18 protein-coding genes and 2 tRNA genes are annotated in these 21964 nt (G+C 65.1%); 14 read left to right on the plus strand and 6 right to left on the minus strand.

Features of this window, described 5'->3' with window-relative positions; all coding sequences use genetic code 11:
* The first annotated feature begins 22 nt into the window (after positions 1-22).
* Both ACQ4WY_RS17245 and ACQ4WY_RS17250 read left to right on the plus strand, forming a co-directional pair.
* Positions 23-1249 carry an exonuclease SbcCD subunit D C-terminal domain-containing protein gene (locus tag ACQ4WY_RS17245; protein ID WP_436505077.1) on the plus strand — a complete coding sequence of 409 codons (1227 nt, stop codon included), beginning with the start codon at positions 23-25 and terminating at the stop codon, positions 1247-1249.
* A 15-nt stretch (positions 1250-1264) separates the two neighbouring features.
* A complete protein-coding gene (locus ACQ4WY_RS17250) occupies positions 1265-5032 on the plus strand; it encodes an AAA family ATPase (RefSeq protein ID WP_436505078.1) in 3768 nt (1255 codons plus the stop codon).
* A gap of 4 nt (positions 5033-5036) precedes the next feature.
* Here ACQ4WY_RS17250 and ACQ4WY_RS17255 read toward each other — a convergent pair whose 3' ends face one another.
* Positions 5037-5204 carry a hypothetical protein gene (locus ACQ4WY_RS17255; protein ID WP_353657975.1) on the minus strand — a complete coding sequence of 56 codons (168 nt, stop codon included), beginning with the start codon at positions 5202-5204 and terminating at the stop codon, positions 5037-5039.
* 178 nt (positions 5205-5382) lie between these two features.
* Between ACQ4WY_RS17255 and ACQ4WY_RS17260 the strand changes: the two genes are divergently transcribed.
* The 5 genes from ACQ4WY_RS17260 to ACQ4WY_RS17280 all read left to right on the plus strand — a co-directional run bounded on the left by ACQ4WY_RS17260 (position 5383) and on the right by ACQ4WY_RS17280 (position 8079).
* Positions 5383-5592, plus strand: a complete 210-nt coding sequence (locus ACQ4WY_RS17260) for a hypothetical protein (RefSeq protein WP_034755039.1) — start codon at positions 5383-5385, stop codon at positions 5590-5592.
* A 60-nt stretch (positions 5593-5652) separates the two neighbouring features.
* Positions 5653-6498 carry a hypothetical protein gene (locus tag ACQ4WY_RS17265; protein ID WP_436505079.1) on the plus strand — a complete coding sequence of 282 codons (846 nt, stop codon included), beginning with the start codon at positions 5653-5655 and terminating at the stop codon, positions 6496-6498.
* A 58-nt stretch (positions 6499-6556) separates the two neighbouring features.
* A complete protein-coding gene (locus ACQ4WY_RS17270; protein ID WP_436505080.1) occupies positions 6557-7735 on the plus strand; it encodes a methyltransferase in 1179 nt (392 codons plus the stop codon).
* 56 nt (positions 7736-7791) lie between these two features.
* Positions 7792-7868 (plus strand) — tRNA-Met (locus tag ACQ4WY_RS17275).
* 134 nt (positions 7869-8002) lie between these two features.
* Positions 8003-8079, plus strand: a tRNA-Met gene (locus ACQ4WY_RS17280).
* Positions 8080-8161: 82 nt separating this feature from the next.
* On the opposite strand, the gene ACQ4WY_RS17285 is transcribed toward ACQ4WY_RS17280, so the two are convergent.
* Positions 8162-8830: a hypothetical protein gene (locus tag ACQ4WY_RS17285; RefSeq protein ID WP_436505081.1), complete on the minus strand. Its 669-nt coding sequence runs from the start codon at positions 8828-8830 to the stop codon at positions 8162-8164.
* Between the two features lie 218 nt (positions 8831-9048).
* On the opposite strand from ACQ4WY_RS17285, the gene ACQ4WY_RS17290 reads away from it, so the two are divergent.
* The 6 genes from ACQ4WY_RS17290 to dbpA all read left to right on the plus strand — a co-directional run bounded on the left by ACQ4WY_RS17290 (position 9049) and on the right by dbpA (position 16950).
* On the plus strand, positions 9049-9567 hold the full coding sequence (locus ACQ4WY_RS17290) for a sigma-70 family RNA polymerase sigma factor (RefSeq protein WP_436505082.1): 519 nt from the start codon (positions 9049-9051) through the stop codon (positions 9565-9567).
* Position 9568: 1 nt separating this feature from the next.
* Complete coding sequence (locus tag ACQ4WY_RS17295; RefSeq protein ID WP_436505083.1) at positions 9569-10576, plus strand: FecR domain-containing protein; 1008 nt, start codon at positions 9569-9571, stop codon at positions 10574-10576.
* A 100-nt stretch (positions 10577-10676) separates the two neighbouring features.
* Positions 10677-13172 (plus strand): TonB-dependent siderophore receptor, encoded by a 2496-nt coding sequence (locus ACQ4WY_RS17300; protein WP_436505084.1) that lies wholly within the window; start codon positions 10677-10679, stop codon positions 13170-13172.
* Between the two features lie 116 nt (positions 13173-13288).
* Positions 13289-14953 (plus strand): acid phosphatase, encoded by a 1665-nt coding sequence (locus ACQ4WY_RS17305; RefSeq protein ID WP_436505085.1) that lies wholly within the window; start codon positions 13289-13291, stop codon positions 14951-14953.
* Positions 14954-15176: 223 nt separating this feature from the next.
* The gene (locus tag ACQ4WY_RS17310) at positions 15177-15413 is read left to right on the plus strand and encodes a hypothetical protein (protein ID WP_353657982.1); all 237 of its coding nucleotides are present in this window, start codon (positions 15177-15179) and stop codon (positions 15411-15413) included.
* A 112-nt stretch (positions 15414-15525) separates the two neighbouring features.
* Positions 15526-16950: an ATP-dependent RNA helicase DbpA gene (gene dbpA / locus ACQ4WY_RS17315; protein ID WP_436505086.1), complete on the plus strand. Its 1425-nt coding sequence runs from the start codon at positions 15526-15528 to the stop codon at positions 16948-16950.
* Here the strand turns inward: dbpA and ACQ4WY_RS17320 are convergent.
* From ACQ4WY_RS17320 to ACQ4WY_RS17335, 4 genes are all read right to left on the minus strand, one after another.
* Positions 16937-17488, minus strand: a complete 552-nt coding sequence (locus ACQ4WY_RS17320) for a hypothetical protein (RefSeq protein WP_436505087.1) — start codon at positions 17486-17488, stop codon at positions 16937-16939. The genes dbpA and ACQ4WY_RS17320 overlap by 14 nt on opposite strands.
* Positions 17481-18059, minus strand: coding sequence for a hypothetical protein (locus ACQ4WY_RS17325; RefSeq protein ID WP_436505089.1), 579 nt, complete (start codon positions 18057-18059; stop codon positions 17481-17483). Before ACQ4WY_RS17325 ends, ACQ4WY_RS17320 begins: the two co-directional genes overlap by 8 nt.
* 55 nt (positions 18060-18114) lie before the next feature.
* Complete coding sequence (gene cysS, locus ACQ4WY_RS17330) at positions 18115-19491, minus strand: cysteine--tRNA ligase (RefSeq protein ID WP_436505090.1); 1377 nt, start codon at positions 19489-19491, stop codon at positions 18115-18117.
* Between the two features lie 238 nt (positions 19492-19729).
* On the minus strand, positions 19730-20971 hold the full coding sequence (locus ACQ4WY_RS17335) for an MFS transporter (protein WP_436505091.1): 1242 nt from the start codon (positions 20969-20971) through the stop codon (positions 19730-19732).
* Positions 20972-21098: 127 nt separating this feature from the next.
* Here ACQ4WY_RS17335 and ACQ4WY_RS17340 point away from each other — a divergent pair, with 127 nt between their 5' ends.
* Complete coding sequence (locus ACQ4WY_RS17340) at positions 21099-21929, plus strand: AraC family transcriptional regulator (protein WP_436505092.1); 831 nt, start codon at positions 21099-21101, stop codon at positions 21927-21929.
* The last annotated feature ends 35 nt before the right edge of the window (positions 21930-21964 follow it).

Raw genomic sequence — 21964 nt, forward strand, 5'->3', positions numbered from 1 at the left:
TCTTCCCTTCCCTTGCCATACCATGCGCCTGCTGCACACTTCCGACTGGCATCTGGGCCAGACCCTGCACAATTATGAACGGGGCTACGAGCACCAGCGCTTCCTCGACTGGCTGCTCGACACGCTCGTGACGGAGCAGGTCGACGTGCTGCTGGTGGCGGGCGACGTGTTCGACAACGCCAATCCTTCCGCCGCCTCGCAAAAGCAGCTGTACGTATTCCTGCAGCAGGCGCGCGCGCGCCTGCCCGCGCTGCAACTGGTCGTCGTCGCCGGCAACCACGATTCGGCCGGCCGGCTGGAAGCGCCCGGCCCCCTGCTGGCCGCGCATGGCACGCACGTCATCGGCCATCTGCTGCGCGACGAAGCCGGCCAGCTCGACCTGGAACGCCTGCTGCTGCCGCTCACCGGCAGCGATGGGCAAGTGCAGGCCTGGTGCCTGGCCGTGCCATTCCTGCGCCCCGGCGACGTGCCGAAGCTGCCGGCCGGCGATAGCCAGGACGCCTACCTGGGCGGCATCGCCCTGCTGTACCGCCAGTTGGCGGATCTGGCGCTGGCGCGCCGCCAGCCCGGGCAAGCCATCCTTGCCATGGGCCATTGCCACATGGTGGGCGGCGAAATGTCCAACGACTCCGAGCGCCGCATCGTCATCGGCGGCACGGAAATGCTGCCGTCGGGGATTTTTGATACCGCCATCGCCTATGCGGCGCTGGGCCACCTGCACAAGGCGCAGGCCGTGGGCGGGCAGGAGCACATCCGCTACTGCGGCAGCCCGATACCCCTGTCGTTCGCGGAAGTGAACTACCGCCACCAGGTGCTGTGCCTCGACATCGACGGCGAAACGCTGCACTCCGTGCGCGCCATCGAGGTGCCGCGCGCCGTGCCCCTCTTGCGCATCCCCTCCACACCGGCGCCCATAGCCGACGTGCTGGCGCAGCTGGCCGCCCTCGACGTGCCCGCGGCGCCGGCCGAAGCGCAACCCTTCCTGGAAGTGCGCGTGCGCCTCGACGCACCCGAACCGGGCCTGCGCACGCGCATCGAAACGGCCCTCGACGGCAAGCCAGTACGTCTGGCGAAGATCGAAACATCGAGCGCCGCGCGCAGCAGCGCGCCCGAGAACATGACGCTCGACCAATTGGGCCAGCTGCAGCCCGACGACATCTTCCGCCGCCTGTACCTGCAAAAATACGGCAAGGAAGCACCGCCCGAACAACTGTCGGCCCTGGCCGAACTGCTGCTGCCTGGCGCTTGAGCGCCCTGAAGAACCATGAAAATCCTGAAAATCAGCGGTAAGAACCTGGCCTCGCTGGCCGGCGAATTTGAAGTCGACTTCCAGCAGGAGCCGCTGGCGTCCGCCGGCCTGTTCGCCATCAGCGGCCCCACGGGCGCGGGCAAGAGCACCCTGCTCGACGCCCTGTGCCTGGCCCTGTACGACGCCACGCCGCGTCTGTTGAAAGTGCTGGGCCGGGGCAGCGCCCTGCCCGACGTGGGCAAGGAAACCGTCAACGCCCAGGATACGCGCACCTTGCTGCGCCGAGGCACGCCGGATGGTTACGCGCAAGTCGACTTCGTCGGCAACGACGGCGCAAGCTACCGCGCGCGCTGGAGCGTGCGCCGCTCGCGCACCCGGGCCGAAGGGGCGCTGCAGGCGACCGCCATGAGCTTGCACCAGTTGCCCGCGCTGCAGCCCATCGGCGGCACCAAGACAGAAGTCAAGGAAGAGATCGAAAAACGCATCGGCCTGTCGTTCGACCAGTTTACGCGTGCCGTGCTGCTGGCGCAAAACGAGTTTTCCACCTTCCTCAAGACGGAAGACAATGAACGAGGCGAGTTGCTGGAAACCCTGACGGGCAGCAGCATCTATACCGACATTTCCATACGCGCCTTCGAGCGGGCGAAAAAGGAAAAGCTGGTCCTCGAACGCCTGGGCGAAAAACTGGCCGACCAGCGGCCCCTGTCGCCGGAAGAACGCGCCGATACCGAGGCGCTGTGCGGCGCGGCCGAGACCACCCTGCTACACATCGACTTGCGCAAGGCAGTGCTGGAACTGCAGCAGCGCTGGCACCAGGAGACGAACAAGCTGCAAAGCCAGGTAGTGACGGCGCAAGAGGCGCTCGATCGCGCGGATGCCGAACGGGCCGCTGCCGAAGAGCGCCGCGCGGCGCTGGCGCAGTGGGAACTGCTGCAGCCGGCGCGGCCCCTCATCGATGATGTGGCGCGCCTGGCCAGCGATATCGCCGGCACCGGCGCCGCGCTGGAAGCGTCGCGCCTGCAGGCGGCGCACGCCGTCGCCAGCGAGGCGCAACTGGCGCAAGCCGTGCAGCTGGCGGCAGCGGCCTTGCAGGCCAGGGAAGCGGCGCAGCGTGACGCGGCGCCCCTGCTCGATCAAGCCAAGGCGCTAGACGCGGGCATCGCAGCCCACTTGCCTGCGCACCGCCAGGCGCAAGATGGCGCCCTGGCCGCCGACCAGGCCAACGAGACGGCGCGCAGCGCGCTGCACGATCTGCAGCAACGCCAGCACGCCATGCAGGCGGAACAGGAAACGGGCCGACTGTGGCTGGCATCGCACCAGCACTGGCAGGCGCTGGCCACGTCGTGGCAATTGTCGGACCAGCTGTTCGCCCAGGCCGGCCAGGCCGCCGCGCAAGCCGATGCCGCCGATGCCAAAGTGGCCGAAGCGGCGCAGCTGGTGCGCGCGGCAGGCAAGGCGGGCCATGAGGCACAAGCCGCGTTGACGGCCGCCGCCGCCACGCTCGCCGCGCACGATGCGCAGCGGCGCGAGGCGCTGTCCGCCGTGCAAGCCATTGACGGACAGCTGCTGCAGCAACAGCGCGGCCAGCTGGAAGACTATGCACGCCAGCTGAATGCGGCGGAAAAGACGTGGACGGAGCTGGCGCGCCAGCAGCAGGCGCTGGCGCATGGGCAAGCGAGGGCCGCACAACTGGCGCAAGCCGCGCAAACGGAAAACACGGCGCTGGCGGCGGCAGCGGCACAAACGGCATTGCTGGAAGCGAGCCTGGCGCAAGCGGAAAAGTCATTGAAAGGCGCGGAAGCGGCATGCGCGGCCAGCGTGGAGCAGCTGCGCGCCACCTTGCAAGACGAGCAGCCCTGCCCCGTCTGCGGCGCACTGGAACACCCGTACACCCATGCAGATCATACCAACCACCCTTTGCAGGCGATGCTGGCCGCCTTGCAGGATGAAGTCTTGGCCTGCCGCACGCAGGCGCGCAGCAATCTGGAGCAGCTGGCCACGCACAGGGCGGCGCTGGCAGCGACTGCGCGCGAACAGGCGCAAATAGATGCCGAACTGGCGGCCCTGCCCCCCGCCATCGACAGCTTGAACGCGCAATGGCAGCCGCACGCCGACACCCTGCATCTGCCGCAGGAAAACCAGCGCGCGGACTGGTTCGCGCAACAACTGACGGCCAATGCGGCGGCCCTGCAGGCGCTGGCGCAGCAGGAGGCGGCGCTGCGCCAAGCCAACGCGCGGCGCGAGCAAGCGCAGGCGGCGCACGAACTGGCCGGCGCCGAACACGCGCGCCTGACGGCCGTCGTCGCCGAAACGCAGACACGGCTGGCGCAGTTGCAGGCGCAACAGGCGGCCAGCCAGGACAAGGCGGAGACGTCGCGCAGCATGCTTGACGGCTTGCTGGCGCAGCTCGATGCCGCGTTTGACGACGTGGAAGGCGCCGAAGGCTGGAAAGACAACTGGCGCGCCGGCCCCGCCGCCTTCCGCGCGGCGCGCGACACAGAAAGCCGGCAATGGCTGAAACAGCAGGCAGACCAGGACAAGCGCGGCCACGCGCTGGCGACCCTGGCCGCACAGCTGGAAGCGGCGCTGCTGGCCGCTGGCAAGGCACAGCAAACGGCGCAGGAGACCCACGCCGCCTTTGCCGCCGTCGACAAGCAGCTCACGACACTGCAAGCGGCGCGCAACGCGCTATGGCAAGGCCAGGGCGTGGCCGAAGTGGAACGCAGCCTGGCAGTAGCCATCGCGCAGGCCAAAGACCGGCTGGCACAGCAGCAAGCGGCAGCCCATGCGGCCAGCCAGCAACGCGCGCGCCTGGACGAAGCGTGCGCGCAGCTGGCGCAGCGCCTGGCCGCCCTGCATGCACAGGAAAACAGCGCCGCTGCCTCCCTGCACGATTGGCTGCGCCAGTTCCAGCAGGCCCATGCCGGCCAGGCGCCCGCCACACTTGAAGAGCTGCGCGCGCGTCTGGCCGTCTCCGTGGAGACCATGCGCGCCGAACGCGACGCCCTGCAAGTGATCGCCGACCGCCATACGGCGGCGCTCTCCGTGCTGGCGGAGCGCCGACAGCAACTGGCGGCCCATGTGCAGCAGCCGCCGGAGGCACTGGAAATGGACGTGGCCGCGCTGCATTCGGCACTCGACGCACTGGTGCAGGAACGCCAGGCAGCCAACCAGGAAGCGACGCGGTTGCGCCTGGCCATCGCGCAGGACGACGCGCGGCGCCACAGCGCGCAATCGATGCTGGCGCAGATCGAGGCGCAAGCCGTCATCGAGCGGCGCTGGGCCAGCCTGAATGAATTGATCGGTTCGGCCGACGGCAAGAAATTTCGCAACTATGCGCAGCAATTCACGCTGGAGGTGCTGCTCGGCTATGCCAACGCGCACCTGAACCACCTGGCGCGCCGCTACCAGCTCGAACGCATCGACAACCCGAACAATCCGTCTCTCGGCCTGATGGTGCGCGACCAGGACATGGGCGGCGAGCTGCGTTCCGTGCACTCGCTGTCTGGCGGCGAATCGTTCCTCGTCTCGCTGGCCCTGGCGTTGGGCCTGGCCTCACTGTCCTCGAACCGCGTGCGCGTCGAATCGCTGTTCATCGACGAGGGCTTTGGCAGCCTCGACACGGAAACCCTGCACGTGGCCATGGATGCGCTCGACGGCTTGCAGGCGATGGGCCGCAAGGTGGGCGTCATCTCGCATGTGCAGGAAATGACGGAGCGCATCGCCACCCGTATCCTTGTGCAGCCAGGTTCCGGCGGCAAGAGCGTAGTGACGGTGCGCTAGCGCATCAACGAGGTATGGGCTCGCGGCCAAGCCTGAGCAAATCCCAACCCAGTTCGCGGCGGATCTGCTCAGGGTCGGGCGGGGGCCGGCGCTGTGCCAATTCCGCTTTCAGCCACTTCCTCACCAGTTCCTTGGCGGGCTGTACAGGCTTTTCCTTGTCATGCTTGTCCATGGTGCTACCTCTTCAATGGCGGTCAGACGACCTCCTGTATACGTTCAACGTCATGGCGCGGATTCAGTTGACGTGCGCGTGGCGCAGATGCAACAACGTGTAACGATGGCCGGAGTACGTTAAAATCGCCGCCTTCGCGTAGACGAACTCTACGCCCCGCAACAGTTCAAGGAACCCCATGAAAGCCGCCCGCAGCCTCACCTTCAAGTGCGTAAAATGTCACAAATCCATGCAGGTTTACCTGCAAAAAGTCTCCGCCTGCTCGCATATCCAGCCTTACCAGGGCATTTGCGCATGTGGCGAACTCAAGCGCCACGCCACGGGCCAGGCCGATGCCGTCAAGTCCTACCTGGAGTCGGCTGACGGTAGCTGGTCGCACCACCACTAATGGTTAAAGAATGGGACACGACTGCCGTTAACTGAGTACTTGCTCATTCGGAATTTGTTCATGTCCCAGCTTCCCGCCCTCGCTCCTCCCCTCGGCCCCGGCTCGCGCCAGCCTGCCGCCACTACCCTGGCAGGGCAAGCGCCGCAAAAAACGGGCGCCGGCACGTCCGGCCTGGCCGCCTCGCCCCTGATGCAACGCACCGCGCAAGACGTGGTGGCCCTGTCGAAAAATGGCCTGGACCTGTCGGCCAAGGGACTCTCACAACGTACCGATGCGCTGGGCAACGCCACCGTCGACGTGACGCAGGATTTTCTGACCAACATGACACGCCAGCTGTTCGGCGACGGCGCCAGCATCGCCTTCGATTCGGTCGACCTGCAGGCCGGTTCCAGCTTCAGCAGTAGCAACGCCAGCGTCTCGGGCACCAAAGGCAGCAGCCGCGCGGCAGCCTTCAGCCTCGATGAAAACGCGCATTTCATCGGCAAGGGCAAGATCACCACGGCCGATGGGCAAACCTTCGATTTCGAAGTGGAAGTGCAATATCAATCGAACATCAGCGCGGGCGTCCTTGAGCAAACGCAAGAGGCAGTCGAGGAAGCAAGCTCCGCCGATGACGCCAGCCTGCCCGCCAAAGAGTTGCCCGCCACGCGCTTCGCCGGCAATCTGCACGACCTGTTCAAGCTGTTGGGCCAGCAATTGCAAAGCAATATCCATCAGGGCACGTCCGAAGGCGCCAGCGCCAGCGACAAGGATGGCGACCTGGCGGGCAGCCTGAACTTGCGTTTGCTCAAGCTGGTGCAGCCGGACCATGCCGCCGAGACCGGCAAGGAAGAGCAGGCGCGCGCTCGTGCGCTGGCACTCGCCTATGGCACCGACACGGCAAACAGCACGACCAGCAACGTATAATGGAAGACGGCCTGCGCAGGCGACCATGCCGCGCGCCCCCTTCTATCGATTGAATCCCATGTCCGACACTTCTTCACCTACCGTCCATCCGCAGATCCACTGGAGCGAAAACGGCGCCGAGCATTCGGCCCGCTGGCGCTCGGAAAGCGGCATGCCGCCGCCCAAGCGCGTCGTCATCGCCGATGACCGCACGACGGCAGACCAGGCCTACCGCCTGGCCTGCGAAGGCACGGCCATGCTGTGGCGCGGCGACTTCCAGAACGCGCGCCAGCTGCTGCAGGCGCTGGCGCGGCGCGCCGACCACAAGAACGACAAGCCCAGCAAAAAAGCCAAGGCCGCCAAGCTCGTAAAACCGGAACCGTCCGCCACGGAAGCCTTCCATTTGCACCGCCAGGCCCAGTCGCAACGCGCCCGCACCCTGGCCATGCTGCTGCTGCCTTTCGATGCCGACTACACGATCCCGCTGCGCCGCGCGCCGGACGTGAAACTGGCTTGCAATGAAGCGTATGGCCGCGGCGAAGAACCGTTCGTCGCCTCGCTGCGCGAGCTGCTGGGCCTGATCGGCGCGCATGAATGGCGCCGCACGGGCGTGGAACTGCCGGCCCTGGGCCAGCGCATCCATCCGCATTACGGCGTGTTCGCGCCGATCCGCGGCGAATACGTGGGTCTGGTGGCGGAAGCGCCGCTGCCCGCACGCGCCAGCCTGGCCTTCGATATCGGCACCGGCACGGGCGTACTGGCCGCCGTGCTGGCGCAGCGCGGCATCCAACGCATCGTCGCCACCGACCAGGACCCGCGCGCCCTGTCCTGCGCGCGCGAAAACCTGGCCCGCCTCGATTTGCACGACAAGGTCGACGTGGTGCAGGCCGACCTGTTCCCTGCCGGACGCGCGCCGCTCGTCGTGTGTAATCCGCCGTGGCTGCCGGCCCGCCCCAGCTCGCCCATCGAGTACGCCGTCTACGATCCGGACAGCCGCATGCTGCGCGGTTTCCTCGCCGGCCTGGCCGATCATCTGGAGCCAGCTGGTGAAGGCTGGCTGATCCTGTCCGACCTGGCCGAGCACCTGGGCCTGCGCCCGCGCGCGCAATTGCTGGAATGGATAGCGCAAGCGGGCTTGAAAGTCATCGACCGCCTGGACGTCAAACCCACGCACCCGCGCGCGCAGGATGCGACGGACAGCCTGCACGCGGCCCGTTCGAAGGAAATCACGTCGCTGTGGCGCCTGGCGGCAGCCTGATACCAGATCTGCTGCAAGGCCATTGCGCATTGCAGCAAACCCCGCTATAATTCGCCTGCGGGGTGGAGCAGTCTGGCAGCTCGTCGGGCTCATAACCCGAAGGTCACAGGTTCAAATCCTGTCCCCGCAACCAGATACATGGAAGCCGCTGATTCTTGCAAAGGGATCAGCGGCTTTTTCCATTGCGTCGCGCTATGCCCGCGACCATCATGCAAAGCAAATGCCATCCGCTCTTTCGCAATGCAACAAACTCGTATATAATTCGCCTGCGGGGTGGAGCAGTCTGGCAGCTCGTCGGGCTCATAACCCGAAGGTCACAGGTTCAAATCCTGTCCCCGCAACCAATACATAAAAACCGCTGACTCCTGCAAGGGATTCAGCGGTTTTTCATTCCAGGCCTGGTTTCGCCCTTACTCGTGCGATGACTTACGCGCTGACGCTGGCCCTGATCTGCCTGGCCGCCGCATGCAGGCTGGCCGCCACTCTTTCCAGCTTGTCGGCTCCCGCCGTTTCAGCCAGCGCGGCAAAGGCGCTGATATGAAAAGTGGCCACCATCGCTGGCGACACTTCGAGCTCCAGCGCCGTCTTGCTCAATTCCGTCGACGCCTCGAGGTAAGGCTCGCTGCCCGCCTCGAAAGCCTGCTTGGTTTCCAGCAATTCCTGACCACCCTCCGCCTTGGCCAGGCAAGCATCGACCTTTTGCTGGAACGCCGGCAAGGTGTCGCGCACGGGCCCGGCGTCCGGCGCCGCTTCGGGTTCCGGCTCCGCTGGTGCGGGCGCAACTGCCGCCGGCTTGTCCGCCGTCGGCATGTCGCGCAAAGTCAGCCAGCGTTCGACGGCCAGAAAGTCGGCAAAGGGCTCGGCGACCTTGGGATTCATCAGCCAGACCTCCCCCGTGCGCCAGTCGATCCTGGCGCCGCGCTCATTTCTCGCCAACAAAATATCCTTGCCGCCATCGGCATTCGACACCCGGCCGATGTCGAGCCAGTTCATCAGTTCCGCCTGGCGCGACATCGCGTTGACCCGATGAAAGTAGGCCAGCCATAAAAATCTGGCGACCAAAAGAACCAGGGCACCGCCAACCATCCACATCATTTTTCGCTCCGCACCACATCGACAGCCCGCATTTTCTCACATGAAAGCTTGCGCCAAGGAAACTTTTACATCTGCCGTGCGCAGGCGCAAATCCACTGCCGCGCGCGGCCCGGACGGGCAGTCGCATTTCAGCAACGCCGCGTTTTCCTGATTGCCTGGCGGGCGCCGCTACGCTATCATGAGAACAATTCTCATTTAGATTAAGACGTCCTGTACGCATGCTGTCCGCCCCTTCCCCGCCGTCCGATTTCCAGGCCCTGTATGCCGAGCATCACTCCTGGCTGCTGCACTGGCTGAAGCGCCGCCTGCACGATGCGGGGCTGGCGGGCGATCTGGCGCAGGATACCTTCCTCAAGATATTCATTGCGCGCAGCAGCGCCGGGATCGCGCAGCCGCGCCCTTTCCTGGCCACCATCGCCAAGCGCCTGCTGGCCAATCACTGCCGGCGCGAAGAGCTCGAACGGGCCTACCTCGACGCCCTGCTGCACCAGCCGCAAGCCTGCACACCCTCGCCGGAAGCGATGTCCATCCTGCTCGAATCGCTGCAGCGGATCGACCGCGCGCTGGACCAGCTCTCCGCCAAGGCCAAGGCCGCCTTCCTGCTGGCCCACCTGGACGGCATGAGCTACGCCGAGATCGCCGCCGAACTGGGCACCACCACGCATTCCGTCAAAAAATACCTGAGCAAGGCCAACCTGCTGTGCTTTTTTGCCGTGCCCGATTTTGCCGGCCCCTGAGATGCGCGGCGCCACCGTCTACGCGCAGGGCCAGCCCATCGACCTGGCCATCGCCATGCAGGCAGCCGAATGGCTGGCCACCCTGATGAGCGGAGAGACCACGCCGGCGGAAAAAACGGCCTGGCAGCAGTGGCGCCAGGCGCACCCCGACCATGAACGGGCGTGGAAACACATCGAAAGCGTCAGCGGCGGCTTGCGGGCACTCGATGCGCAGGCCAGCCGCAAGGCGCTGCTGCCAAGTCCCAACTCGCGTTCTATCTCGCGGCGCAACAGCCTGCAACTGCTGGCGTGGGTATCGACCATCGGCATCACGGGCTGGTTCGGCGCGCGCTCGTCCTACGCGCCCGACATTGCCCGCGCCGCGCTGGCCGACCTGTCCACCGGCGTGGGCGAACGCCGCGAGCTGGCCCTGCCCGACGGCACTCGCCTGCACCTGAACAGCGGCAGCGCCGTCAACATCCGCTACACGGGTACGCAGCGCCTGCTGCAACTGGTGCGAGGCGAAGTCTTCATCGCCACCGCCCGTGAAACGGGCCTGCCCTACCGCCCCTTCCTCGTCGAAACCGCGCATGGCCACGCGCAGGCGCTGGGCACGCGCTACTCGGTGCGCCAAGCCGAGGGCAGCACCCTGGTCGCCGTCGAGGATGGCGCCGTCAGGCTGATGCCGCGCCATGGCGATGCCACCCCGGTTATCCGCGCTGGCCAGGGCGGCGGCATGACGGCGCAGGGCACCCTGCCCGCGTACGCCGTCTCTCCCGACATCTGGGCCTGGCGCCAGGGCTTGCTGCTGGCCGACGCCATGCCGCTGCGCGACTTCCTAAATGAATTGAGCCGCTACCGTCACGGCTTGCTGGGCTGCGACGACGCCGTTGCCGGTCTGCGCATTTCCGGCGTCTTCCCGCTCGCCGACCTCGATGCCGTGCTGCTGTCGCTACCCGACTCCCTGCCGGTGGACGTACGCCTGCGCACGCGCTACTGGGTGCAGGTAGAGGCGCGCCAGCAGCGCTGAAGATTTATTTTGACGCCAACGAAAAGAAAAGTACCCGCTTTCGATTCTCGCGTGACCTGTGTATGGAAAGTTCTTTTGACGACTACAACACAAGGTAACCATGTCTCCTGCCATTCATTCCCAGCCGTCCATCAAGCCCATGGCGTATGCCATCCAACTCGTCTTCATCGGTTCGGCCCTGCTGCTGAACGCCCAGGCGCCAGCCCTGGCGCAGGAAAGCGCCGCAGCGCCAGCGGCCAGTCTCGACTTCCAGGTGCCGGCCGGCGACCTGGCGGCGGCGCTGCGCCAGGTCGCCAGCCAGTCCAGGGTGATCCTCAGTTTTACCCCTGAGCAGACGCGCGGCAAGACGTCGGCAGGCTTGAGCGGCCGCCACGACGTGCTGGCGGCCCTGAACGGCGTGCTGCGCGGCACCGGGTTGAAGGCCGAGCGCAGCGCCAACGGCAGCTATGTGCTGCGCCCGGCCGATGCGGCGGTGGGCGGCGAAGCGCTGTCAATGATGCCGGAAGTGTCGGTGAAAGCGCAGCAGGACGCCACCGAAGGCTCGGGCGCGTATGTCTCCACCCTGCCGATCGCCACGGCCACGCCGCTGGGCCTGTCCGTGAAGGAAACGCCCCAGTCGGTCAGCGTCATCACGCAGCAGCGCATGCAGGACCAGGGCTTGAGCACCATTGCGGAAGTGATGGCGCAAACGCCGGGCATCACCCTGTTCTCGCTGGGCAGCGAGCGCACGGGATTTACTTCACGCGGCTATTCGATCACCAATTACCAGCTCGATGGCGTCAGCACGCACTCCGAAACCATGGGCCTCAATGCGATACCGTCGCAAAGCCTGGCCGACATGGCGCTGTACGACCGCATCGAAGTGCTGCGCGGCGCCTCCGGCCTGATGACGGGCGCGGGCGATGCCTCGGGCGCCATCAACATGGTGCGCAAGAAGCCGACGGCGCAGTTCCAGGCCTCCGTCGAGGGCGAGCTGGGTTCCTACAATGAACGGCGTGGCCTGGCCGACGTTGCCGGCCCGCTCAACGAGGCAGGCACCGTACGTGGCCGCCTGGTGACGGTGTACGAGGAAGGCGACAGCATCGTCGACAACTACAGCCACGATAAAAAAGTCGTGTATGGCGTGGTCGAGGCGGACCTGTCCGCCGACACGAAGCTGACGGCCGGCATCACCCACCAGCGCAAGCGCTCGAACGGATCCTTGTCCTACCTGGGCTTCCCCCTGTTCTACAGTAATGGCGCCATGACGGACCTGCCACGCTCCTTCAGCCCGGCCGCCAAGTCGAACCGTTTCGACACCAATTCGACTGACCTCTTCGCCACCCTGGAACACGCGCTGGCAAACGACTGGAAGCTGAAAATATCGGCCAACCGCGTGCAGTCGTCGCAGGAAGAGCGCGCCGTCTATCTGAACGTCAGTGGCGGCTTGCCCGACCGGGCCACGGGCGATGGCCTGCGCTTGAACGCCGACTACCGCGACTACCAGCTCCAGGTCAACAGCGTGGATGTCAACGTGCGCGGACCGTTCAGCGCATTCGGCCGCCAGCACGAACTGGTGCTGGGCATGGACTACAGTGAATTTCAAAGCACGACGGATGGCCGTTTCGACAAGAGCATCGAGCGCACTCCCGCCAACCTGTACCGCTGGAATCGCACGGCGACGCCCGTGTTTGGCGACACCTATGCCACCAACGACAGCACGCGCCGCCAGGCCAGCGTGTATGCCGCCACGCGCCTCCATCTCTCCGAGCGCCTGAAATTGATCGCCGGGGCAAAAGTGCTACGCTACGACGAAAATTACATTTCGGACGCGCCTGCCGAGCCCTTTTACAGCGCGTCGCCAGCCTCGGAAAGCCGCGTCATCACGCCGTATGGCGGCCTGGTGTTCGACATCGATGGCACGCACAGCGCCTACGCCAGCTACTCCACCATCCATCAGCCGCAAGCATCGCAAGACCGCTACGGCAAGCTGCTGGCGCCGCGCGAAGGCAAGACCTTGGAAGCTGGGATCAAGAGCGGCTGGTTCGATGGCCGCCTGAACACGGCAGCCGCGCTGTACCAGATCCGCCAGAACAACCTGGCCGAGTCGGATCCCGGTTACAACGTGCCTGGCACAAAGATTTCCGCCAGCCGCACCATCAAGGGCGCCAAAACCCAGGGCGTGGACCTGGAAGCGACGGGCGCACTGACGCCGGACTGGAACATCTCGGCCTCGTGGTCGTACAGCCAGACGGAAAATAATGACGGCAAGGCCATCCTGAGCACCTTCCCGCGCCACCTGGTGAAGTTGTGGACCACCTACCGCCTGCCCGGCGAGCTGCATCGCCTGACGGTGGGCGGCGGCATGAACTGGCAAAGCCGCGTGTATTCCGACATCGACGCATGGCAGATCAACAGTACCCTGCACTGGGAACAGAAGGCGTATTCGGTAGCCAGCCTGATGGCGCGCTACAACGTCAACGACAAGCTGTCGGCCACCGTGAACGTAGCCAACCTGTTCGACAAGCAGTACACGGCCTCGATCTCGGACTGGTGGTACTCGGGCATGTATGGCCCGGCGCGCAAGGTGGCGTTGAAGGTGCGCTATCAATTCTAGGCCGGGCTGAATATTTCACATTGGCGCAGGGCCGGTGATACAATTTTCCCGCTTCACGGGCGTTGCCGGCCATTGCCGCCAACGCCCGTGCCCATAGAGACACCCAAGGAGAATGTGTGAAGGACCTCGCCCCCGCCCTGCCAGCCGATCCGGCCGACCAACCCGCCAATCCCTCGCGCCGACGCATTTTCCAGGCTGCTTCCGCAGTCGGCCTGGCCGCCAGCCTGCCGGCGCTGGCCGACGCCGCACCCGCGAAGAAGACCATCGCCAAGGGCTCGCTCGACGCGAAACTCAAGGCGCACGTCAAGAACGTGGTCGTGATCTACCTGGAAAACCGCAGCTTCAATAACCTGTTCGCCAACTTCCCAGGCACCAGCACGCCCCTGTCCGCCGTCACGCAAGAACAGGCGCAACAGCTGGACCGCGACGGCAAGCCGCTGGCCACCCTGCCGAAGATCTGGGGCGGCCTGGTGCCGAACCAGCAAAATATCGGCGGCATCGATTACCTGATCAAGGAAGACCAGATTTCCGGCCTGCCGAACGCGCCCTACAAACTGAGCGACGCAGCCGGCAAGCCCCTGCCCGAGAGCATCATCACGCGCGACCTGGTGCACCGCTTCTATAACAACCAGATGCAGATCAACGGCGGCAAAAACGACGGCTTTGCCGCGTGGGCCGACAGCGGCGGGCTGGTGATGGGCCACTACGGCGAAACATCGAAAAACCTGAACCTGTGGCAGATCGCCGAGCAGTACACCCTGTGCGACAACTTCTTCATGGCGGCCTTCGGCGGCTCCTACATGAACCACCAGTTCCTCGTCACGGGGCGCGCCAACGAATATTTCAATGCGGCCGAGACGGCGGCGAAGAAAAAGATCGCCGTGCTGTCCGACGGCCCGCAAGGCGTGCGCCTGGCCATTTCGCCCGAGTGCCCCGCCTCCGCGCTCGATGGCAAGCCGAAGTACGTGAACGACGGCGCCCTCACGCCGGACGGCTATGCCGTCAACACCATGGCGCCGCCATATCAGCCCAGCTATGTCCGCCCCGCCTTCGATGGCGACCCGCTGCATGCCGACCCGGCGGACGCCAACACCCTGCCACCGCAAACCTATGACACCATCGGCGACCTGCTGTCGCGCAAGGGCGTCAGCTGGGCGTGGTATGGCGGCGGCTGGCAAGCGGCGCTCGACCAGAAGGGCGGCGGCAGCAAGCCCAACTTCCAGTTTCACCACCAGCCGCTGAACTACTTCAAGCAGTTCGCCCCCGGCACTGCCGCGCGCGCCGAGCACCTGCGCGACGGCGGCACGGGCGACAGCCCGATTTCGAACAAATTCCTCGCCGCCGCCGTGGCAGGCAAGCTGCCGGCCGTGACCTTCTACAAGCCGCAGGGCAATCTGAACCTGCACGCCGGTTACTCGGATATCGAATCGGGTGACCAGCACGTGGCCAACGTCATCCAGCATCTGAAGGAATCGCCGCAGTGGAAGGACATGATCGTGGTGATCACGTTCGATGAAAACGGCGGCTGGTGGGATCACGTGGCGCCGCCGAAGGGCGACCGCTGGGGTCCGGGCACGCGTATTCCCGCCATCGTCGTCTCGCCCTACGCGAAAAAAGGCGCCGTCGACCACAGCTTCTATGACACGACGTCGATCCTGCGCCTGATCACGCGCCTGCACGACTTGCCGCTGCTCGAAGGCCTGAAAGTGCGCAACGACGCGTTTGCGTCACGCGGCGCGCTGCCGCCGGGCGACTTGACGGGAGCCCTCAGCTTCCGCTGATTACATAACGGCGCCCCACACGGTGCGGCACGCCTGTGATACACTGCGTGCCGCACTTAAATCCGCAGGTCAGGTATTCCTGACGGATGTTCCAACAATGAGCCCGACTCCAGTAGCCGGGCTTTTGTTTTGTGGATGAAGTTAAAGCGTATTCACATGGCGGACAGCTTTTTGCCCGCTCCCCGGCGCCGTTTTGTCGCTGCCAGGGGCCAGAGGTTCAGAAATGAGAGATAAAAAAGACAACGCCACCATCGACTTGCCCGGTTTCGGCCCGCCGCCAGCGCACGAGGCGACAGAGCCGGCGCCGGAGCCACAGCGCCGCACGCGCGCGCGCAAGGTGGCTTTGAAGCAGGTGCAGCTCGAATTGCTGGAGCCGACCGATGCCACGGGCCTGCCCGTATGGACGCGCGACGCCGGCCTTGATCTCACCGGCTTGCCCATCTGGGCGCCCGATAATTAATACAACACGCGGGCGGCCGTTTGCCGCCAGCTTCCACACCACCATCCGCACAAGGGCGTAGAACGCCTGTAGACTGTGCCCATCCACCCGCTTTTTACCGGCTCCGCCCCCTATGAACACCACCTCCGCCACCACTTCTTTTTCCAGCCTGCCGCTGACGCCTGCCTTTTTGGCCAACCTGGACTCGCTCGGCTACCACGAGATGACCACCATCCAGGCGCAAAGCCTGCCGGCGGTGCTCGATGGCCGCGACCTGATCGCCCAGGCCAAGACGGGCAGCGGCAAGACGGCCGCCTTCGGCATCGGCATCCTGCACAAGCTCAATCCGGCCTGGTTTGCCGTGCAAGGCCTGGTGCTGTGCCCGACGCGCGAACTGGCCGACCAGGTGGCCAATGAACTGCGCCGCCTGGCCCGCGCGGCTGGCAACATCAAGATCCTGACCCTGACGGGCGGCGCGCCGATGCGCCCGCAAATCGCCTCGCTGGAACATGGCGCCCACATCGTCGTCGGCACGCCGGGCCGCCTGCGCGACCATCTGGGCCGCGGCACCATCAACCTGAATCACGTGCAGACCCTGGTGCTCGATGAAGCCGACCGCATGACGGACATGGGCTTTTACGAGGAAATCGCCGGCATCGTCAGCGCCTGCCCGGCGCGCCGCCAAACCTTGCTGTTCTCGGCCACGTATCCGGAAGACATCCGCCGCGCCACGGCGTCGTTCCTCGTCAATCCCCTGGAAGTGACGGTCGAGGCACAGCACGACAACGACAAGATCGAACAGCGCTTCTATGAAATCGGCTTCGACGAGCGCAATGGCGCCGTCGGCAAGCTGCTCAAACACTTCAAGCCGGAATCCACCCTGGCCTTCTGCAACACCAAGGTGCATTGCCGCGAACTGGCCGAGGAACTGCGCCAGCAAGGCTTTTCCGCGCTGGCACTGTACGGCGAGCTGGAACAACGCGAGCGCGATGAAATCCTCGTGCTGTTCGCCAACCGCAGCTGCTCCGTGCTGGTGGCAACCGACGTCGCCGCGCGCGGCCTCGATATTTCCGACCTGGGCGCCGTGATCAACGTCGACGTGTCGAAGGACACGGAAGTGCATATCCACCGCATCGGCCGCACGGGCCGCGGCAGCAAGAAGGGCCTGGCCCTGTCGCTGTGCGCGCCGAACGAGAAAAAATGGGTCAAGCTGATCGAGCAGTACCAGAACAGCGCCGCCGAATGGCACGACCTGAAGGAACTGGCGGAAGATGACGGGCTGGAGGCGCTGCCGGCGCCGATGGTCACCCTGTGCATCATGGGCGGCAAGAAGGACAAGCTGCGTCCGGGCGATTTGCTGGGCGCGCTGACGGGAGACGCCGGCCTCACCAAGGAGCAAGTGGGCAAGATCAACGTGTTCGAGTTCATGACCTACGTCGCGCTCGATCGCAAGGTGGCCGAAGCGGCCTTCAAGCGCCTGAACGCGGGCAATACCTTGGGCCGCGACTTCGGTAACATCAAGGGCCGCAGCTTCAAGATGCGCTTTATCGAGGCGTAAGCGCCTGCAAGGCACGCAGGGCCGCCATGGCCCTGCATCCCGGATAGTCCTCCCATGCGGGGTAGCGCCTGCGGTAGTAGCAGTTCCAGTAGCTGACGGCGCGCCGCTCCAGTGTCTCCACATACGCGGGATTCTCCCGCAGATAGCGCGCCAGCGCCTGCGCATTCCAGGCCGGCAGCGCCGCGCCGATTCCCTGCACGATCTCCAGCACATACTCGCCGCACAGGTGCACGACGAACGGCACCGTCCACGCCCGCTCCTGCAGCAGCAACTGCTTTAAACACGCTTCGCGCAAATGGCCGTCGTGGTGGCGCGTGCCCAGGCACAGGGCGAGCACGCCCGCGTCGCCGGGCAACTGGGTACAAGTGAGCAACTGCTCGCGATCGTAGTAACTGCGCACGGGAATGCGCAGCAGCTTGCCATCCTGATGCACGTCAAACGGTGCCGACGGCGCGTGCAACTGGCCTTTGGACAGCACGGGCAGCAGCCGCGCCAGTGTGCCCGTGAGTGCCGCCGGAAAGGCGTCCGCTTCAGCCATCGCGCTCCTCCCGGCAAACCTTGCGCACACCCAGCGCAGGCTTGTCCATCTTTTCAAAGATCACATTCGAGTACCATTCGGCAGAATCGCCTTCGGTGGGCTTGCCCAACGAGATATAAAAGCCGCCATGCGTGAACAGGGCCGTGGTTTCCTTGCCCGGCCTGGCGGCCCGCAAAAAGGCCGGATAGGCCGCCTTGTCCACTGGTGTAAAACGCGCGGCCAGCAACGCCAGCAAGCGCGCGTGCGATGCCGGCGCATACGCAAACAGATACAGGTACTCGACCAGTTCGCCGCCGTCAGCCAGGCGCGTGACGGCGGCCGTCGCCGCCTCCACGCTCTCCTTGTCACCACCAAAACTGCACAAGGTGCCGCCGCTGTAGGCAAAATCGATGATGGTCGCCGGCGCGCACGCCTGCCGTTCGCGGTCGACACCAATGGGCGGCAGCGCGCGCACTTGCGCCAGCAACGCTTCGCCTGATGTGGCCAGCACGGGAAAGCCCGGACACTCGCTGGCCGCCTGCGCGCAGGAAAAGGCAAAACAACAACTCAGTAGCAGCAAACGACGCTTCACGGCATCTCCATTTTCATCAGGCGGCCATTATGCCGCACTGACACAGATAGCATCGTCACAAGAGGCGCGCCTGCTGGCCCTGCGGCGTATCGTCGATGTCATAGCCGGCCGCGCGCGCCAGTTCACGCAAACGGTCCGCCTCGGCCCACAGTCGCTGCGCGCGGGCGATAGCCCTTTCCGCCATCCATGCCTGCACCTGCTGCGGCACCGCCAGATGCGCCGGCCGCCAGGCCAGCAGATCGAGTCCCAGCGCCGCATCGAAGCGGGCCATCGTGACCTTTTTCACGGCGTCCGGCTGCTCGCTTTTCAGCAGTTCCCAGGCCACCGCCAGCGCGCGCGGAAAGTTCAGGTCGTCGTTGATCTGCGCCGCAAAACGCGCCAGCCATACGGGATCGGCCTCACCCCGCGCCTCGCCAAGGCTATGCACGGTGGAGCGCAGGCGCGCCAGACCGCTGGCCGCGGCGCGCAAGGCGTCGTCCGTGAAATTGAGGCTGCTCCGGTAATGGGCGCCCAGGCACAGGTAGCGGTAAGCCAGTGGATCGACGCCCTGCTCCACCAGGCTTTGCAAACGTAAAAAATCACCCGAGGATTTCGACATCTTCGCATCCTGGGTCTTGAGGAAAGCCCCATGCATCCAGAAGTTGGCCAGGCGCGTGCCGTGGCGCGCTTCCGTTTGCGCGATCTCGTTGCTATGGTGGACGGCCACGTGGTCTTCGCCGCCGCAATGGATGTCGAAATAGGTCCCCAGATGCTTTTCCGCCATGGCCGAGCATTCGATATGCCAGCCGGGGAAACCCAGGCCCCACGGGCTGTCCCACTCCATCTGCCGCTGCCCCGGCACGCCGCTGAACTTCCACAGCGCGAAGTCGCAGATATCGCGCTTTTCCCCGAGATCCACCCTTTTCCCCGCCTGCAGGCCGTCGCGGTTCAGGCGCGCCAGTTTTCCATAACTGTCCTGGCGCGTCGTGTCGAAATAGATGCCGTCGTCCGTGCGGTAGGTATAGCCCTTGGCTTCCAGGTCGCGGATAAAGGCGATCTGTTCGGCGATATGGTCCGTGGCGCGGCACCAGACGGTGGGCGGCAAGATATTCAACTGGCGCAGATCGCCCTCGAACGCGCGGGTAAATTCAAAGGCGATGTCCCAGGCGGACTTGCCGCTGCGGGCGCTGCGCGCCTCGATCTTGTCGTCGCCGCTGTCCGCATCCGACGTCAAATGGCCCACGTCCGTGATGTTCATCACGTGGCGCACCTGCAGGCCGTTGAACTCGAGCGCGCGGCGCAAGCCGTCGACGAACAGATAGGTGCGCAAGTTGCCGATATGCGCGTAATCGTAGACTGTCGGGCCGCAGGCGTACAGGCCCGCCTGGCCCGGGGTGATGGTCTCGAAGGGCCGCAGGCTGCGGCTATACGTGTCGTACAAATGAAGTGTCATGCGGGACTTTCATGCGCGTTGCGGAAAAAGAAAATGGCCACAGGTTTTTCAACACTGTGGCCATCGGAATGAGGAGTAAAAAATTTAACGGCGCCGGGCCGCATCCTCACGAAGCCAGGTACACGGACACAGCGCAGCGGTGGCACGGTATGCAAGGACTGGGTGGAGGATGGAAGAGATCATGGGAAGAATATCGCATGCGCACGGGCGGGCCGTCAAGCCCTCCCGCGTCACCCGCTTATTTTTTCGCCTGCTCGATATGCGGCAGCAGCACCGTCAATATGCCCAGCAGCGGCAGGTAGGAGCAGACTTTGTACACATAGGCGACGCCCGCCACGTCGGCCAGGTGGCCCATCGCGGCGGCGGCGATGCCGGAGACGCCGAACATCAGGCCAAAGAAAATCCCCGCGATCATGCCCACCTTGCCCGGCACCAGTTCCTGCGCGAAGACGACGATGGCGGAAAACGCGGACGAAATCACGAAGCCGATGATCACCGTCAGCACGGCCGTCCAGAACAGGTCGACATACGGCAGCAGCAGGGTGAAAGGCGCGGCGCCCAGGATGGAAATCCAGATCACGCGCTTGCGGCCGATGCGGTCGCCGATGGGGCCGCCCATGAAGGTACCGGCCGCCACGGCGGCGAGGAAAAGGAACAGGTACAGCTGGGCCGCGCCGATGGACAGGTGGAACTTGTCCATCAGGTAAAACGTGTAGTAGCTCGACAAGCTGGCCATGTAGATGTACTTCGAGAACACCAGCAGGGCCAGCACGCCCAGCGCACCTATCACCTTGTTGCGCGACAGATTCGGCCCATGGCCGCCTGCCTTCGGCTTGAAACTGGCCAGGTGGCCGCTGTACCAGTGGCTGACCTTGTACAGCACGCCGATGGCCAGCACGGCCAGCAGACTGAACCAGGCGATATTGCCCTGGCCGCGATTCACGATGACAGCGGCCGCCAGCAGCGGTCCCAGGGCGGAACCCACATTGCCGCCCACCTGAAACAGGGACTGGGCAAAGCCATAGCGTCCGCCCGAGGCCATGCGCGCCACGCGCGACGCCTCCGGGTGGAAGGTCGAGGAACCGACGCCGATCAAGCCCGCAGCAATCAGCAGGGTCGGAAAGGTCGAGACGATGGACAGCATCAGCACGCCAGCGAGGGTAAAGCACATGCCGACCGGCAATAGGAACGGCAGCGGACGGCGGTCCGTGTACAAGCCGATCCAGGGCTGCAACAGCGAGGCCGTGCACTGGAACGTCAGGGTTATAAGGCCGACCTGGGTAAAACTGAGTGAAAACTCGGCTTTCAGCATCGGATAAATCGACGGCAACAAGGCCTGGATCAAGTCATTAAGCAAATGCACGAAGGCGACGGCGCCCAGGATGTGCATGGCCAGACCGGATTGCTGTTGGGAACTATGAAGCGAGGGAGCCACCGGCACGGGCGTGGCCAATGCTGGAGCAGGTGTGGTTGTGTGCATGTGTCATCCGCAATAATCGGGCACGGCGGGCGGCCCGGCAAAGAAGCCAGTATAGTATGGTCGCTGAACTGATAACTTCCAATAATCGTCGCCCAAGTGACAACCAGGTGACAATCTAACGACCCATATGTACACCCAGCAACCCGCCCAGACCCACCCCGACGGCGTGCCGTTCAGCCGCAGCACCAGCTCGCATGATTACCAGCACGTGCCGCGCCCCGTGACGGCCATGTCCAGGCAATATGCTGCGGGCGACTACACGGCGCCGCACAGCCATGTGCGGGCGCAACTGCTGTATGCGACGGAAGGCGTGATGCGTGTCTCCACCGAGCACGGCGTGTGGATATTGCCACCGCGGCGCGCCCTGCTGATCCCCGTGGGCGTCGTGCATGAAGTCCACATCTTGAGCGAACTGAGCATGCGCACCGTGTACATCGACGCGCAGGTGGCGGCGCCGTATGGCGCCGATTGCAAGGTGCTGGAAGTGAGCCGGCTGTTGCGCGAGCTGATCCTGGCCTTGCTGGCCGAACCGATCGAATATGCGCTGGCGGGGCGCGGCGACTGGCTGGCGCACCTGATCCTGTCGGAACTGATGGCGGCCGATACCGTGCCCCTCGCCATACCCTGGCCGCGCGACCGCCGCCTGGTGGCCGTCTGCTCGGCCATCATGGACGCGCCCGGCAGCCGGCGCAGCATCGAGGAATGGGCGCAGGACGCGGGCGCCAGCGCGCGCACCCTGATCCGTTTATTCCCCAAGGAAACGGGCTTGCACTACCGCCAATGGCTGCAGCAAGTCCACCTGGCCGAGGCCTTCTGCCGCCTGGACCGGGGCGAAGGCGTCGCGGCCATCGCCTATGCGCTGGGCTACGCCAGCCCCAGCGCCTTCAGCGCCATGTTCCGCCGCATCCTGGGCCGCACGCCGCAGCACTACCTGAGCGAGTGGCGCGCCGCCGAGTAAACGGTAAAAGAGCAGCCCGCAGGCTGCTCTTTTAC

The sequence above is a fragment of the Janthinobacterium salmonicoloratum genome (assembly GCF_051380845.1).
Classification (GTDB): Bacteria; Pseudomonadota; Gammaproteobacteria; order Burkholderiales; family Burkholderiaceae_D; genus Janthinobacterium; species Janthinobacterium lividum_F.